This is a genomic window from Bartonella sp. ML70XJBT.G, assembly GCF_028618575.1.
Taxonomy (GTDB): domain Bacteria; phylum Pseudomonadota; class Alphaproteobacteria; order Rhizobiales; family Rhizobiaceae; genus Bartonella.
Genome location: NZ_JAQITA010000008.1, coordinates 88815 through 103944, shown reverse-complemented (window position 1 = coordinate 103944; position 15130 = coordinate 88815). Strand labels below are relative to the sequence as shown.

Annotated in this window: 15 protein-coding genes and 2 pseudogenes; 12 read left to right on the top strand and 5 right to left on the bottom strand. The window is 37.4% G+C overall.

Annotation, left to right across the window (positions count from 1 at the left end; translation table 11 throughout):
• Nucleotides 1-350 precede the first annotated feature (350 nt).
• The 5 genes from PVV64_RS05340 to PVV64_RS05315 all read left to right on the top strand — a co-directional run bounded on the left by PVV64_RS05340 (nt 351) and on the right by PVV64_RS05315 (nt 2254).
• On the top strand, nt 351-605 hold the full coding sequence (locus tag PVV64_RS05340; protein ID WP_273760098.1) for a hypothetical protein: 255 nt from the start codon (nt 351-353) through the stop codon (nt 603-605).
• A 14-nt stretch (nt 606-619) separates the two neighbouring features.
• Nucleotides 620-949 carry a hypothetical protein gene (locus PVV64_RS05335; RefSeq protein WP_273760097.1) on the top strand — a complete coding sequence of 110 codons (330 nt, stop codon included), beginning with the start codon at nt 620-622 and terminating at the stop codon, nt 947-949.
• Nucleotides 950-1023: 74 nt separating this feature from the next.
• On the top strand, nt 1024-1686 hold the full coding sequence (locus PVV64_RS05330) for a lysozyme (RefSeq protein WP_273760096.1): 663 nt from the start codon (nt 1024-1026) through the stop codon (nt 1684-1686).
• Nucleotides 1683-1910, top strand: coding sequence for a hypothetical protein (locus PVV64_RS05325; protein ID WP_273760095.1), 228 nt, complete (start codon nt 1683-1685; stop codon nt 1908-1910). The genes PVV64_RS05330 and PVV64_RS05325 overlap by 4 nt, the downstream gene beginning before the upstream one ends.
• A 116-nt stretch (nt 1911-2026) precedes the next feature.
• Nucleotides 2027-2254, top strand: a complete 228-nt coding sequence (locus tag PVV64_RS05315; RefSeq protein WP_273760093.1) for a hypothetical protein — start codon at nt 2027-2029, stop codon at nt 2252-2254.
• Nucleotides 2255-2271: 17 nt separating this feature from the next.
• Here PVV64_RS05315 and PVV64_RS05310 read toward each other — a convergent pair.
• From PVV64_RS05310 to PVV64_RS05300, 3 genes and pseudogenes are all read right to left on the bottom strand, one after another.
• A pseudogene (locus PVV64_RS05310) lies at nt 2272-2526 on the bottom strand (type II toxin-antitoxin system YafQ family toxin); the annotation flags it as partial.
• Between the two features lie 18 nt (nt 2527-2544).
• Nucleotides 2545-2802, bottom strand: coding sequence for a type II toxin-antitoxin system RelB/DinJ family antitoxin (locus tag PVV64_RS05305; protein WP_273760092.1), 258 nt, complete (start codon nt 2800-2802; stop codon nt 2545-2547).
• 235 nt (nt 2803-3037) lie between these two features.
• Nucleotides 3038-3184, bottom strand: coding sequence for a hypothetical protein (locus tag PVV64_RS05300; RefSeq protein WP_273760091.1), 147 nt, complete (start codon nt 3182-3184; stop codon nt 3038-3040).
• A 235-nt stretch (nt 3185-3419) separates the two neighbouring features.
• Here PVV64_RS05300 and PVV64_RS05295 point away from each other — a divergent pair, with 235 nt between their 5' ends.
• The 3 genes from PVV64_RS05295 to PVV64_RS05285 all read left to right on the top strand — a co-directional run bounded on the left by PVV64_RS05295 (nt 3420) and on the right by PVV64_RS05285 (nt 9317).
• The gene (locus tag PVV64_RS05295) at nt 3420-4163 is read left to right on the top strand and encodes a 16S rRNA (uracil(1498)-N(3))-methyltransferase (RefSeq protein ID WP_273760090.1); all 744 of its coding nucleotides are present in this window, start codon (nt 3420-3422) and stop codon (nt 4161-4163) included.
• 67 nt (nt 4164-4230) lie between these two features.
• The gene (locus PVV64_RS05290) at nt 4231-5604 is read left to right on the top strand and encodes a glutamate--cysteine ligase (protein ID WP_273760089.1); all 1374 of its coding nucleotides are present in this window, start codon (nt 4231-4233) and stop codon (nt 5602-5604) included.
• 2357 nt (nt 5605-7961) lie between these two features.
• Nucleotides 7962-9317, top strand: a complete 1356-nt coding sequence (locus PVV64_RS05285; RefSeq protein ID WP_273760088.1) for an L-cystine transporter — start codon at nt 7962-7964, stop codon at nt 9315-9317.
• Between the two features lie 13 nt (nt 9318-9330).
• Here PVV64_RS05285 and PVV64_RS05280 read toward each other — a convergent pair whose 3' ends face one another.
• Nucleotides 9331-10215: a methyltransferase domain-containing protein gene (locus PVV64_RS05280; RefSeq protein ID WP_273760087.1), complete on the bottom strand. Its 885-nt coding sequence runs from the start codon at nt 10213-10215 to the stop codon at nt 9331-9333.
• Nucleotides 10216-10400: 185 nt separating this feature from the next.
• Here PVV64_RS05280 and PVV64_RS05275 point away from each other — a divergent pair, with 185 nt between their 5' ends.
• Both PVV64_RS05275 and grxC read left to right on the top strand, forming a co-directional pair.
• Nucleotides 10401-11186: a ComF family protein gene (locus tag PVV64_RS05275; RefSeq protein WP_273760086.1), complete on the top strand. Its 786-nt coding sequence runs from the start codon at nt 10401-10403 to the stop codon at nt 11184-11186.
• Nucleotides 11187-11233: 47 nt separating this feature from the next.
• Nucleotides 11234-11497: a glutaredoxin 3 gene (gene grxC / locus PVV64_RS05270; protein WP_273760085.1), complete on the top strand. Its 264-nt coding sequence runs from the start codon at nt 11234-11236 to the stop codon at nt 11495-11497.
• 8 nt (nt 11498-11505) lie between these two features.
• Here the strand turns inward: grxC and ubiG are convergent, their stop codons facing one another.
• On the bottom strand, nt 11506-12252 hold the full coding sequence (ubiG, locus tag PVV64_RS05265; protein ID WP_273760084.1) for a bifunctional 2-polyprenyl-6-hydroxyphenol methylase/3-demethylubiquinol 3-O-methyltransferase UbiG: 747 nt from the start codon (nt 12250-12252) through the stop codon (nt 11506-11508).
• 199 nt (nt 12253-12451) lie between these two features.
• Here ubiG and PVV64_RS05260 point away from each other — a divergent pair, with 199 nt between their 5' ends.
• Both PVV64_RS05260 and PVV64_RS05255 read left to right on the top strand, forming a co-directional pair.
• The gene (locus PVV64_RS05260; RefSeq protein WP_273760083.1) at nt 12452-13708 is read left to right on the top strand and encodes an aspartate kinase; all 1257 of its coding nucleotides are present in this window, start codon (nt 12452-12454) and stop codon (nt 13706-13708) included.
• Between the two features lie 930 nt (nt 13709-14638).
• Nucleotides 14639-14865: pseudogene (locus tag PVV64_RS05255) on the top strand (integrase arm-type DNA-binding domain-containing protein); the annotation flags it as partial.
• Between the last annotated feature and the right edge of the window lie 265 nt (nt 14866-15130).

The window sequence follows — 15130 nt, the reverse complement described above, 5'->3', positions numbered from 1 at the left end:
TACGCTTATGAAGTAACAAGCCGGCACCATCATTATATTTGCCAGCCCCCAATGTTGCGACAGATCTTGCATTAAGACGGTTCATAAGAGCCATTTTTAATCCTTTCTTATATAATTTTTACCCACATGCCAGCCCCGCTTGTGATATGCAAACAAGTGATTTTGATTGATGCCACATAAGCAGGTTTGAAATAAGAGAATCTTAGGTTATTCGAGAGTCTCATTCAATATGAATAATGCTAAATTATCATTATAAATCAATGTGTTGTCATGAGAAGACGAGTATTCAAGGCAATCGTGCACCAACTCCGAAGACCTCAGGAGGTCACGTTGATACGGGGAATAGGCGAATGATTTCTCATATTGGTTGCGAGGATGGTTGCGGTTATCTTTGGCAATTTTTATCGGGAACTTTTGCCATGCAGACCCAATCGAGCTCCACGTTGTGGACGAGTTTTACGACAGCTTTGAATGTCGTGTGTGGTGGAGGGAGCTGGGAGGATACGACGAAGAGTGGTTCCTTTTATCGGAATGGTTCGAGTTCTCGAAGTTTCTCTGATGAGAAGTATGGAGCGCGCGGTTGTAGTCGTCCCCGCCGTTTTTGATAAAGGAGGGCAAGATGATGGAGTATCCAGAGCATTTAAATAGCAAGCAAGATTATTTGAATATGCTTTCCTTTGATAAGGCAGAAACGGTAAGGCGTTTAGAGGAGCTTTTAGCGACGCGTTTTTATTGGATTGCGATCAAAGAGCTAGAGGAGGGGGAAGAGGGTATAGAAGATGAGAGGCATAGGGTTTGTGTGACAACAACCATGCCGTTTGATCAAAATGGTGAAATTATAGCAAAGCGTTGTCAGTATGAATTACAAGAAAGCGAATATGCACCGCTCTTTCATCTTGGTTTTAGTGTTGAGGAAGTTGAGCTATTGATCAGAGAGAATAAAGAGTGAAGAGCTTATAGAATAATCAAAAAACATCTTTATCGAGCCCCGCTTATGTGGGGCTTTTTTTTATGGAGGAGCAGATGAGAAGGATCTCACAAGAAGGATTAGAGCTGATTAAACAATGGGAAGGTTTGCGATTAGAGGCGTATAGGGATAAGGCGTGCATCTGGACGATTGGTTACGGTCATACCAGCCATGCGGGCAAACCTTTGGTTCACAAGGGCATGCGTCTTACAAAAGAGCAAGCCGAAGAAATTCTTTGTGAGGACTTAAAGCAATTTGAGAAGGCGGTAGAACAATCGGTGACGGTTTCGTTAACAGATAGCCAATTCGCAGCATTGGTGTCCTTTTGTTATAATGTAGGAACGAAAGCTTTTTGCCAATCGACATTATTGAAAAAGCTTAATCAAGGGGATTACGAATCGGTTCCGGTGGAATTACAGAAATGGAATAAGGTAGGAGGCAAACGTCTTAAAGGATTAGCTAACCGTAGAGCCGCTGAATCAGGGTTATGGGCAAAGGGGTCTTATGTTTCTTCCAATTACCAAACAGTGGAAACCAAGAATAGAGCAGGTCTTTTCCAATTAGAGGCGCTTGCCCCGATTATAGGGTCTTGTTCTGGGTTTGGAGGACTTTTGGTTGGCAATGGACCAGTGCAATGGGCATTGGCAGGGATAATGGTTTTAGCGGCGCTCACAGGTGTTGTGATTGTAGCCAAGCGGTTTAAGGAGCAGCGCTTGTGATTTATTGGTTGAAAAGAAACCTCTCTCTTCTGTTAACGGCTATAGCCGTTTTTTTTATTGCTTTGGCGAAAGCCTTTCATCTTGGCAAGCAAAGCGAACGGCATAAGCAGGTAGAGACAGCCTTAAAGAGAGCGAGAACACGTCTTGAGGTTGAAAATGAAGTTAATCAAAAAAGTGATTCTGGTGTGCGTGCTGCTCTGTCTCGTTGGGTGCGCAGCAAATAGGTCTGTTTCTTGTGTTGGTTGGTTGCCCATTTATTTGGATAAACAAGATGTTCAGGTCATCAGTCCCAATCTAGCAAGAGATATTTTAAAGCATAATCAACAGGGAGCACAGGTCTGTGGTTGGAAAGATGTCCAAGAAAACAGATAACACAAAACAACTGACAGAAACGGAACAACAGCTCCTTCATGAGATGATAGAGACGTACCAAGGTATAAAGATGATGTCACGTATTATGAAGTGGATTGCCCTTATTGTCTTCATGTTTGTAATCGATTTAGCTCGTTTTATGGAGGCGCTCGATAATCACTTCTCACACTTTAAAAAGTGGTTAACTAAAAGTTAGAGCTTTCTTAGCTATTATTACTCCTTAAAAAGGTCAGAGTGTGTCCCAGTCCGAATAAGATGTAATTTTTCACCTTCAATCCGATAAATTAGCAACCAATCTGGTTCGATATGACTATCATGACAATCTGCCCAATCACCTTTTAGTGGGTGATCGCAATAATGTCTTGGTAATGGTTTCCCCTCGATCAGCAAGCTCAATAGTGTACGCAGTTTATTCATATTTTTACCGCGTTTTTCCGCCTTGCGCACGTCACGTTTGAATTGTCCTGAACGAACAGGATCAGCATATTAGATTCCTAAGTCTTTAAATAAGGCATCAGCGTCTTTAAACATCTTACCTTTACCCTCATCTAATTCCTTTATAGCTTTGCGTGTGATACGGTTAGGTACTTTGATATCAAAAGGCAAACAACCTTCTTCAGCTACACGCAAGAATGTTATGCGAATAAGATCTGATGCGCTTAATCCCATGCGTTCTAAGGTAATCATTGCTTGTTTTTTCATTTCAGTGGGAATGCGGGCACGAACAACTGAATCGGCTTTCATAGTATCCTCCAATGCATTAATATCTATTGTAGAGTAGCTACATTATAGCTTCAAGTCAATTTCTAAAATTAAAGACTCTCTGGGCATCTGGTATGGAAAAAAAAGACCTCGAAAAGAAGTGCTGATTCACAATAATTGAGAGGCGTGTTGGAAAATCCTATCCCCTCGTTTTTATTGTAGCACCCCTCACCCTAAAAAAGGCATGATAAATCAACAAGTTATTTGTAGCATAAAATTAGATGATGGGCTTAGAAGAAATACCATAACCATCCTTGCTAATTGTATGATCCTCATCGGCTCCAACAGAGCCAATTCCTATAGTAATGAGAATAAAAGCTAAAAGGGTGGTAACAGTAATAATTGCGGCTTTTTTAGCAGTCATACTTCTCCTCCAATCATGCTATCAATGATTGAATGTAATGATAAACAGTGTGTTTTTATAAAGTTGTAGATAAATAGAATCATTTAGAGTCTAATTTGTTCCATGCCTATCTCATAAAGCTAAAAAATTCTATAGTTCTTTATATGTTATAGCTCTATAGATATAATTTTTTCTTTTTGTTATATGGTTTTCTTCATTTGCACGATAATCATAATGAGTTTTGGTACGATTTTTTATGCGCATAAATTATAAACTTAAAAGATTATTTATCCGACAACCACTTGCTTTGAATGAAGAAATAAAGATAGAGGGGGAGCAAGCTTCTTATCTTGTACGTGTTTTGCGGATGCAAGAAGGAGGGGAAATTTTACTTTTTAATGGACAGGATGGCGAATGGCTTGCTAAACTCATTACCGTTAAAAAAAAATTTGTTGTGGTTCAGCTTATCCGTCAAGAAAGATTGCAAACGACGCATTCAAGTCTCATTTATTGTTTTGCTCCAATTAAAAACGCGCGTTTGGATTATATGGTGCAGAAAGCTGTTGAAATGGGGGTGTCGACTTTGCAGCCTGTTATAACGCATCATACACAGGTTACGCGTATCAATATGGCTCGTATGGAGGCTAATGTTATTGAAGCTTCTGAACAATGTGGCATTTTATATTTGCCTGAATGTGCAACTGTTGTCTCTTTAGCAGAACTTTTAGCAGATTGGGATAGAGCACGTCCTTTATTCTTTTGTGATGAAGCGTGCAAATCGCATAATCCATTACATCTTTTACAAAGGCACGATATGACAACGCTTGGTGTTCTCATTGGACCAGAAGGTGGATTTAGTGAAAAAGAGCGAAACTTTTTAAAAAAGCACCCTTTTGTGATTCCGATATCTTTAGGACCGCGTATTTTACGTGCTGATACTGCTGCTGTTGCTGCTTTGGCTCTTCTTAATGTTACGGTGGGGGATTGGTCAATTCATTGAGAAGCGTGTAAGAATTATTCTAAACGATTCCTTTAAAGATGTCACTGATGATAGGATACAGTAAGTTATGGCGCTTGATGTAAATGATGAGAGTGAAATTAATAACTTAGATTCCTTGGTGAGCTATTTCCAAGGGGGGTGTAAAGAAGAGCATAATTGGCGTATCGGTACAGAACATGAAAAATTCCCATTCTACATAGATGGGTTTCTTCCCGTCCCCTATGAAGGATCAAGAGGGATTCGTGCACTTTTAGAGGGAATGCAAGAAGCTTTAGGATGGCGGCCTATTTTAGATGAAGGGAATATTATTGGGTTAATAGGATCAGTTGATCAAGGTGCCATTTCTTTAGAACCTGGAGGGCAATTTGAATTATCTGGTGCACCACTAAAAACAATTGGTCATACTTATTATGAGCTCATGGAGCATTTAACTCTTCTCAAGAAAGTTTCAAGACCATTGGGGATTGGTTTTCTCGGAATGGGTGCTAGTCCAAAGTGGACCTTAGCGCAAACACCTCGAATGCCTAAATCACGCTATCAGATTATGGCTAATTATATGCCAAAAGTGGGGCACAGTGGTCTTGATATGATGTATCGCACATCGACAGTTCAGGTTAATCTTGATTTTTCATCTGAAACTGATATGCGCCGAAAAATGCAAGTTTCTATGAAATTACAGTCTATTGCGACAGCATTATTTGCCAGTTCTCCTTTTACAGAGGGGAGACCGAATGGCTTTTTATCTTGGCGCTCTGAAATTTGGTGCGATACTGATAATCAGAGATCTGGAGTCCTTCCCTTTGTCTTTTCCGAGAGTTTTGGTTTTGCTGATTACGTTGAATGGGCACTTGATGTCCCTATGTATTTCATTGTGCGAGACAGTCATTATTATGATTGTACACATATCACGTTTCGTCAATTTATAAATGGGGCATTAAGAGGGCAGGTTGCAAATTCAGTACCCAATATGGGAGATTGGATTAATCATTTATCGACTTTATTTCCCGAAGTCCGTTTAAAAAGATTTTTAGAAATGAGAGGCGCTGATTGTGGTTCTTGGAAGCGTATCTGTGCATTGTCGGCTTTTTGGGTTGGGCTTCTTTACGATAGTGAAGCGCTTAATGAAGCAGAGGCTTTGACAAAAGATTGGTGTTTTGAAGAAGTTTTGGAGATGCGTGAACGTGTTCCTAAAGAAGGATTAAGAACACCTTTTCGTCAGACCACCATTTTAGAAATAGCCCGTCAAGCTGTTGCTATTTCACGCAAGGGCTTAACAAATCGCCGACAGTATGATGCGGATGGTTTGGATGAGACAATTTTTCTGGTTCCTTTAGAAGAAGTGATTGCAATGGGACAGACAGATGCGGAGAGGTTTTTATCTTTTTATCATTCACTGTGGAGTGGTACTGTAGAGCCTCTATTTTTAGAATGTGCTTATTAAATTTAAAAGCAAAAAACGGCTCTGCACTTTTACAGAGCTGTGTATCATTATTATGGCTCATTTGTGGTTTCTTTTTAGGAGACATTTCATTTGGCTTTAAAGCTAATTTTTCAGCTTTATCAAGGGTATAACGTTAAAAGTGATTGAGCATTGTCGTTTAACTTAATAGAAATAATAGCTCAGCATCATTATAATATTTCCTCAATCAAAATTGTATCTCTGCTCTGAACATTAATGTGATTCATAAAGAGGCATGAGCTATTTCTTAAACGTCTTTATCAACAAAACGATTTTCATTTGGAATGTATAAGAAAAAATTTTTCACGATAAAGTGAGAAAATTTAGTTATATTCAGAGTTCTCTTTTAAGTTATAAAGAAAATAAATGATTATAAATAAAATATGTTATTCTAAAAAGTATTTTTAAATACGATTACAAAATTAACGATTATTTTGTTACTTAATTATTGATTTTTTTATCTTAAAATATATTATTTATTCTATATAGACAGAGTATATTATGTTCTTTAAAATAAGACTATAAAAACTCAATTATTATACGAATAAGAAAAAAATTTTTATTATGAGATAATAAGCATATATTGCTCTATTTTTACTTTTAAAGTGGTAATATCTCGTTGAGGCTTTTATTTCTCTCTTTTACAAGATTATCTGTATAGCAAGAGCACAAATTATAGCAGCGTTTTTTTTTACAATTCAGAGGATTGAGTGTTATCTTTTCTCGTATCCATAAGATGCTTTTCTCGGCTAATACCAGTTGGAAAATTGAGAGTTTTTTTGTGTACTTAAACATTTTTATAAAAGTTTGTTTCAATTTTTCTAAAAGAAAATTTCTTTTGAATTATTCCAATCATTCATTCCATATGCTTGGAAAGCTTTAATCTCGCAAATTGCTTATGATTATATTCTCTCAGTATAAGGAGCTCGAGGTTTCTCTTGCATATCTTTATATATCCTTGAGTGACACGGTATTCTAAATCATTATCGTTTTTATTTTAATATAGTAGATAAAGATTATTCTATCTGATTGAGACTATATATCTTAGTATATCCCAATAATACAAATACAGAAGAAAAAATACGACATTAGGCATAAAGAAATTGAGCTCTTGTTGTCATAAACAGGTAAATGTAGAAAACAACTGCTAGGATGCCAAATATTGTTTAATTCATTTATACCGATGATATGTGCTGTTTTTTGATAATTTATGCCAATTTATATTAAATAATACGCGCGATATTTCAGTAATATATTGATTTATAATGATAAATTATTATTTTGCATGTTAAATAAGAGACTCAAAACTTATAAAATTTTTTCATTTCAAATCCCCTTATAGTGAAACAATTAAAATCAGTTCCTTGTATGTTGCAAGCGGGATTGGTAAAGAACAACTACTGAAAAAAGGAATAAAAATGCCTCTTATAAGCCGTCTCAATACAAGGGCTCTCGAAAAATAGTGAGCTAATAAATAATGATGAGGATGCTCACTTTACCCCTTCATAGCTTTTAAAGAACGTAGTGCTCAATAGCTTTACACCATACTGTTTAGAGGTTACGCCGTGTGGTAGAATTGGGAGCATTGAGAGGCATTTCTTTAAAACCAGCGTACAATGTGCAGGATAATAATATGCTGTGCTTTGTGAGGGGATGGTCCCATGAAAGAATGCGATACATAAAAACATAAGATAATACCTATCTATATATCCTTGAATATGAGGTTATAAGTCCCACAATCATTGTGTTTATATTTTTTACTCTTTAAAAAGAATGTTTATTACAGCAGAGAATGTACAACAGGCGTTTCAAATAACAAAAAAAGGTTTACACCGTGAACTGAGAAAGAATATGTCAGGGTTCTTTTCGATAATATGATCTGTATTTTAAAAGAAATGATGCAAAAAACAATCTATAAGATTGATCATAAAATTGGCGAGGATAATTTGGGGATGTATGAAGAAAAACAAGCTATAGAATGATACGGCAGTTTACATAGCGTAATAAAAGGTTTTGTTGCTTTATGCAGCAGGAGAAAATGCCCATATTATTTATATGATAATGTATATTAAAATTGTTTTTTCAGTTTTGATATATAATGATAATATTTGTATTAATCCATAAAATTTTATGGATTAAGAGGGGGATAATTTCATTTAATTTTTTATCTTCTTTAAACAGTTATTAGTAGATAAAAATTCCTCTTTTAACCTATAAATTAAAAAAATAATGATTTTATAAAAGCTTTGTAAGCTTTATATTCCATTTTCGAAGATCAGGCATTTGTTTTAGATTGTGCATATTATTCAATCTCAAGCATAACATAGTGGGCATGAACGATGACATTTAATTTTTTTATCAATTTATTTCTATTTGTTATTTTCTTATTATGGCTTGCCCAAAGTAAGAGGATGAAATGGAGCCTCTCACTACGTGTTATGCTAGGGCTTATCCTTGGCTTGATTTTTGGAAGTGTTTTGCAGATTATTTATGGAGAAGGTGAAACCACTTTGTTGAAATCCGTTGAATGGTTTAACATTGTTGGTAATGGCTATATCTTGTTACTCCAAATGATTGTGATGCCATTGGTTTTTACCTCTATCGTTTCAGCAGTTGCCCATTTACATTCTGTTTATGCTGTTGGCAAGATGAGTATAATGACAATTTCAATATTGCTTTTTACCACTGCTCTTTCAGCGTTGGTTGGAGTTTTCGTTGTTAATGTTTTTGGATTAACAGCGAGTGGTTTGATCCATGAAGGGCAAAATGTTTCTGCTGTTCTCGGGGATCGCATTTCTCAACTTGGAGATATGAATATTCCAAAGATGATTTTATCTTTGATTCCTAAAAATCCTTTTGCAGAGTTAAGTGGAGCTAAACGTACATCCATTATCAGTATTGTTATTTTTGCATCATTTTTAGGGGCTGCGGCTCTTCTTTTAAAGAAAGATGATCCAGAAAAAGGGGAGAAAGCCCTTTTATTTATTCAAGTAGCACAAGCTTGGATTATGCGGTTAGTCCGTATTATAATTGCTTTGACACCTTATGGTATTTTTGCACTGATGGCTAAAGTAGGAGCATCTTCGCATATTGCTGATATTTTAAATTTATTGGTTTTTGTTATCGCTTCCTATGTTGGTATTATCCTTATGTTTGGCATTCATGGTGTGTTGCTTGGCATATCAGGAATTAATCCCTTCCGTTTTTTCAAAAAAGTTTTGCCGGTTTTGACATTTGCTTTTAGCAGTCGTTCCAGTGCTGCAAGTATTCCTTTGAATATTGAGGCGCAAACGCAATGGATTGGCGTACCACAATCAATAGCCAGTTTTGCAGCTTCTTTTGGAGCAACAATTGGACAGAATGGTTGTGCAGGTCTTTATCCAGCAATGCTTGCATCTATGATCGCGCCCTCTATGGGGATTAACCCTCTTGACCCTATGTGGATTGCGACTCTTGTTGGTGTTGTAACCTTGAGTTCTATTGGTGTTGCTGGTGTTGGTGGTGGTGCTATTTTTGCTGCATTAATAGTATTGCCCATTATGGGGCTTCCGGTGTCCTTGGTTGCTGTACTTATGTCTATTGAACCTCTCATTGATATGGGGCGTACAGCTCTCAATGTAAGTGATTCAATGTTGGCTGGAACGATAACCAGTCAGATGTTACGAACAACGGATAGAAGCATCTTTGAAAAATAATTTCTATGTTAATCTACAGTTTTTTAGGGTGTTTTACGAAAACATCTGCAAGAGATATTTGTGCTGATCCTGGTTTTATGGGTTTTTGCTGATTTGGGTGAGGAGCCCAACCAGACAGCCAAATAAAAGAAAAATGTGCGCGAATGCGGCCATCAGGATCACTAAATCGTTGTGCGTAAATTTCAGCTGCACGGAGAAAAAAGCGTTTGGATACAGGACGCCGAGAGCGATTGATGAGCGCATTTTGCATTCCCATAGCTTTAAGGTCATTTATAAGATCAAACATTGTATTGTAGCGTATGGTAACATCTTCAACATCTGCGACAGGCAGAGCAAAACCAACACGCTGCAAAAGAGCACCTACCTCGCGAATATCGGCAAAAGGGTAGATCCTAGGGCTTGCTCCACCATAAATTTCCATTTCAGCTTGGAGGAGGCATTCACGTAATTCTCTAAGTGTACCAGCTCCCGCCATAACAGCCAGAAATAAGCCATCTGGTTTAAGGATATTTTTTATCTGACTAAGAACACCAGGGGTATCATTGGTTAATTGTAGTGAAAGAAGTGACACGATAAGGTCACAATAATTGGGAGGAAAATCAAGAAATTCTCGAGAACGTAAATGAAACTTTTTGTCATGACTTTGATAAAGCATATCGGTCTCAATACGTTCTATGCAGTGGACTTTTCCAGATCTCAGGAGAGTTTGTGCGGCAAGATCTGTATGGCTGTGTAAATCGAGCGCTAATGTAAAGAGACGATCAACAGTACTGAGGCGCCTAAAGAGATCTTCAGCCATATGGGATAGTAAAAAGTCATGTCCTTTTTTTGCTTTTTGGAAAGCACGTTTGCGGAATTGTTCAATGCGGTCGTGATCAAAAATGAAAGGATGCGACATATTGTTAAAGTCTCTCAATTTGTAAAGCATATATTTTGAGAAGGTTCATTTTTGCGCAAGCTCTGTCAAGCTTATGATGTGAAAGAAAAACAAATTTATAAGAAGTAAGAGTTTTTAAAGAAATTAAAGTTAAAAAATGTAAAAGGATTTTTTGTATAGGGAAGCTATAAAAGCCTAAATTAACGATGTTATACTTGCAAGAAGTAGCGTTAAATGGCGGGAGTATATTAAGTAAGTTACTTGAACGCTTGCTCACAATTTTATATCCGCCAATTTGTCCTGGATGCAAGCAAAGAGTTTCTGCTTGTGGTACGATTTGTCCGGAATGTTGGAGAGGCCTCCAATTTATTACAAAACCCTATTGTCCTGTTATGGGAATTCCTTTTGTTTGTGATATGGGGGATGGTTTTCTCAGTGGAGAAGCTCTTAAAAACTCCTATCCTTTTTCGCGTGTTCGCTCAGCTATTGTTCACAAAGGCGTGGCGCAAGCTTTGGTAACGCGATTGAAATATGGAGATCATATAGAGCTGGCATCTTTTATGGCGAATTGGATGATATCTGCTGGGCGTGAGATTATAGATGAGTGTGATGTTATTATTTCCATTCCTTTGCATTTTCGTCGTTTTTTGAAGAGACGCTATAATCAATCTGCTGAACTTGCTCGTTATATTGCAGGAGCGCAGAAAAAAAAATTTAAGCCTGGCTGGCTTGTGCGTTGTCGACATACACGTCCGCAGGTGAATTTATCTGCTAGGGAACGAAAATTAAATGTGTTAAATGCCTTTGAGGTGCCTGATAAAGTGAAAAAATATTTAAGGGGGCGTTCTATTTTGCTCATTGATGATGTTTTCACAACAGGCGCAACAGTTACAGCAGCTGCTACAACATTAAAACGTGCAGGTGCGCGTCAAGTTGATGTGTTAACATTTTCGCGTGTACTAAATGAGGCTTCTATTCTTCCTAATTTTTAAGAGAAGCTTCAAGCCAAAACGAGTTTGAAAAGATTGGAGAATACATTATGAAAGAGATCATCCTTTATACACGTCTTCATTGTCCTTACTGCACGAGAGCAAGAGATTTACTTGATAAAAAGGGGGTAAAATATACAGACATTGATGCATCAACTTCTCTTCGCCAAGAAATGGTGCAGCGTGCTAATGGGCGTAATACATTTCCACAAATTTTTATAGGTGATTATCATGTAGGCGGTTGTGATGATCTGTATACTTTAGAAGAGGAGGGAAAGCTTAATTCTTTGTTGCAAGACGTAGAGAAATTGTAAGTGTATGCTCACCGAGTATTTTTTGCCAGAAGCATATAGTTAACATCCATATCTTTTGAACGATTCCAGCTGTCATTTAATAGATTATAAGTAATCCCAATCTCATCAACAACAGTAAGAGTATTTTGCAATAGGAAGTTTTTAAGTTCTTGAGGTTTTAAGAATTTTTTATAGTCATGGGTTCCTTTGGGAAGCCAACGGAGAATGTATTCAGCACCTATAATAGCCAGTCCCCATGATTTCCATGTGCGGTTGAGTGTCGAGACAAACATCACTCCTTGTGGTTTGAGCATTTTTGCTGTGGCTGCTATGAAGAGATTAACATCAGCCACATGTTCAACAACTTCCATATTGAGGATGATATCAAATTGTTCACCGTCATTGGCAAGTGCTTCTGCAGTGGTTGTGCGATAATCAATGGAAAGATCATTTTGGGCTGCATGGATTTTTGCGACTTCAATATTGGTATGCGCAGCATCAGCTCCCACAACTGTAGCACCAAGACGTGCCATTGGTTCGCATAGCAAGCCACCACCACAGCCAATATCAAGAAGTCTCAAATTTTCGAAGGGTGTCAGTGAAACAGGATCACGATTAAATTCTGAACAGATTTTTTCTCTAATGTAAGCAAGACGTGTTGGATTGAATTGATGAAGAGGGCGAAATTTTCCTTTTGGATTCCACCATTCTGCAGCGATACGTGAAAAATGATCAATTTCATCTTGGTCAATAGTTGTATGCTTTTCATTTATCATGTCGCGCTCCTTTTACTTTTTTTTTATGATTAAGTCAGATGGATTTTATTTTAAAGTCAAGAGAAATTAATATAAACATAACGAAACTTGCACAAATGATAGATATTGGGTATGTGAAAGAATAGTTTGCTGATACGGTAGTAAGTCTCTATTCTCACTGTCGTTTGAGAGAAGAAATGAAAAGGTAAGAGTGTGAGCGATGGCACGCATTGTCATGAAATTTGGCGGAACATCTGTAGCAAACATTGAACGTATTCATAATGTTGCGCGGCATGTTAAAAGGGAGGTGGATGCAGGCAATGAGGTTGCGGTTGTGGTATCCGCGATGGCTGGAAAAACCAATGAGCTTGTTCAGTGGACTTGTGAAGCTTCACCAATATATAAAGATGCTTACGAATATGATGTTGTTGTTTCTTCTGGGGAACAGGTGACAGCGGGTTTATTGGCTCTTACACTCCAAGAAATGGGCGTGAATGCTCGTTCATGGCTTGGTTGGCAAATTCCTATTCGCACCGACAGTGCGCATAGTCGTGCACGTATTACAGATATTGATGGATCTTTTTTAATACAGCGTTTTCAGGAAGGTCAGGTCGCTGTTATTGCTGGTTTTCAAGGGTTATCTCCAGATAATCGGATTTCTACTTTAGGGCGTGGGGGGTCAGACACAAGTGCTGTTGCTATAGCGGCAGCTATACAGGCTAATCGCTGCGATATTTATACAGATGTGGATGGTGTTTATACAACGGATCCGCGCATAGAGCCTAAGGCACGCCGTTTATCAAAAGTTGCTTTTGAAGAAATGTTGGAAATGGCTTCTCTTGGTGCAAAAGTTTTACAGGTTCGTTCTGTTGAATTGGCAATGGTTCATAAAGTCCGTACTTTTGTGCGTTCGAGTTTTGAGGATCCCGATCTATTAGATGTGGGGGAGACAATGAATACTTCTGGAACACTTATTTGTGATGAGGATGAAATCGTGGAACAACAAAATGTTACGGGTATCGCTTTTGCTAAGGATGAAGCGCAAATTTCTTTGCGTCGGCTTGCAGATCGTCCAGGGATCTCTGCAGCAATTTTTGGTCCCTTGGCGGAAGAACAAATTAATGTCGATATGATTGTACAAAATATTTCTGAAGATGGCTCAAAAACAGATATGACTTTCACTGTACCGTCAGCAGATGTGGATAAGGCTGTTGCTCTTCTTGAGAAAAATCGTAAAGAAATTGGGTTTGATGTTATCCAATTTGAGAGTGATCTTGCCAAGGTTTCTGTTATTGGTATTGGAATGCGCAGCCATGCAGGTGTTGCGGCTACGGCATTTAAGGCTTTGGCGGAAAAAGGCATTAATATTCAAGCAATCACGACCTCAGAGATTAAGATTTCTATTTTGATTGATAGCGCTTACACTGAACTTGCTGTGAGAACATTACATGCGGTTTATGGACTTGATAAGGGATAGACATTTTTTAACTCTAAAAAGATTTCTAAAAAATATGAAATGCATATGTACAGAGTGTATAGGGCAGTAGAGAATTTGTTGCATAAATGTCTAGGAAAAAAGAATAAGTATACCATCTTTTCAAAGAAACATGTTTAGAGAGGAAATGTTGTAAATGCGAAGATGAAGTTCATGGACGTGGTTTCATTGAAGTGTTGAGACAAATATAAAAAATAGAGCTTATGCACTATATTTCATGGATATTTTGTATTTTCATAAAGTGATAATGAGAAAACTCTATCTGTATCTCGTAGATTTATTTTTTTCGTGAAAGATGAATAAAAATCTCAAATAAATGTTTGTACAATAGTTGCTCCTAAAAAATATTCTCAACGGAGGAAATAAAAGTCCTCTTTTTCCCTATCATAATTGATTTATGGCTTTTGATTTATTTGCGCTTATAGGTCTTGGATATAGGGTATTTTACAGTAAGCGCAGTAAAACATTTTCTCTTGATCTCTTCCTAGTCTTCAATAACGAAGACTCCCACCACTGCTAATCTAGAAACAATCTAGCTCCTTTCGATTGCTTTCATCTACTGATCATTCGTATGATTCACTTCGTGGGCTTTATGGAAAGTCATGCTTTGAATATCCACGACATCATCTAAAAAGACGTAAAGTGTGTAGAGTTTTATATCACTACCCTAAATGACAATATTTTACAGCATAGTAGGATAGCTCTCAATCAACAAAACATCATGTATTATGTTGTATACAATACATTGATTTATAAAGCTAATTTAGCGTTATTCATATTGAATGAGAGTCCCGAATATCGTAAGATTCTCTCGTTTCAAATCTGCCTATCTTGAATCAATCAAGATCACTTGCTTGCACGTCAAAAGCGAGGCTGGCGTGTGGCTAAAAACTGTACAAGAAAGGAGTAAAAATGCCTCTTATGAATCGTCTTAAGTGCCAAGAGCTGTAGCAACATTGGGGGCTGGCAAATATAACGATGGTGCCGGCTTATTACTTCACAAGCGTAAAGATGTTCGTGCTCAATGGCTTTATTGTTATAGCATTCATGGGTGCCGTCGCGAAATGGCCTTGTGTACCTTGAGAGATGCCTCTTTAAAACAAGCCTGTGAATTGGCAACTGAATGGCGTTCTGTTTTAATCACAGTTTGCGCAATGGTTGTGTATTGAGATACGTTAAAGGATCATCTATCTTTCTGCCAATACTCACAATGAACAATTTGTTCTATGGTGATTGCTTTGTTATAATCTCAATAGGCAATGTCTCTTTGCTTTTGTGAGTTAAGATTTAACCAGATGAAGACATATTTTTATACGCAAGCCAGACATTATTTTGATCCCACTTTTTTATAAAGTTTATCGGGAGAGTAGGTTTTAAAGGAAAGAAGTCTTTATGGACTTATTG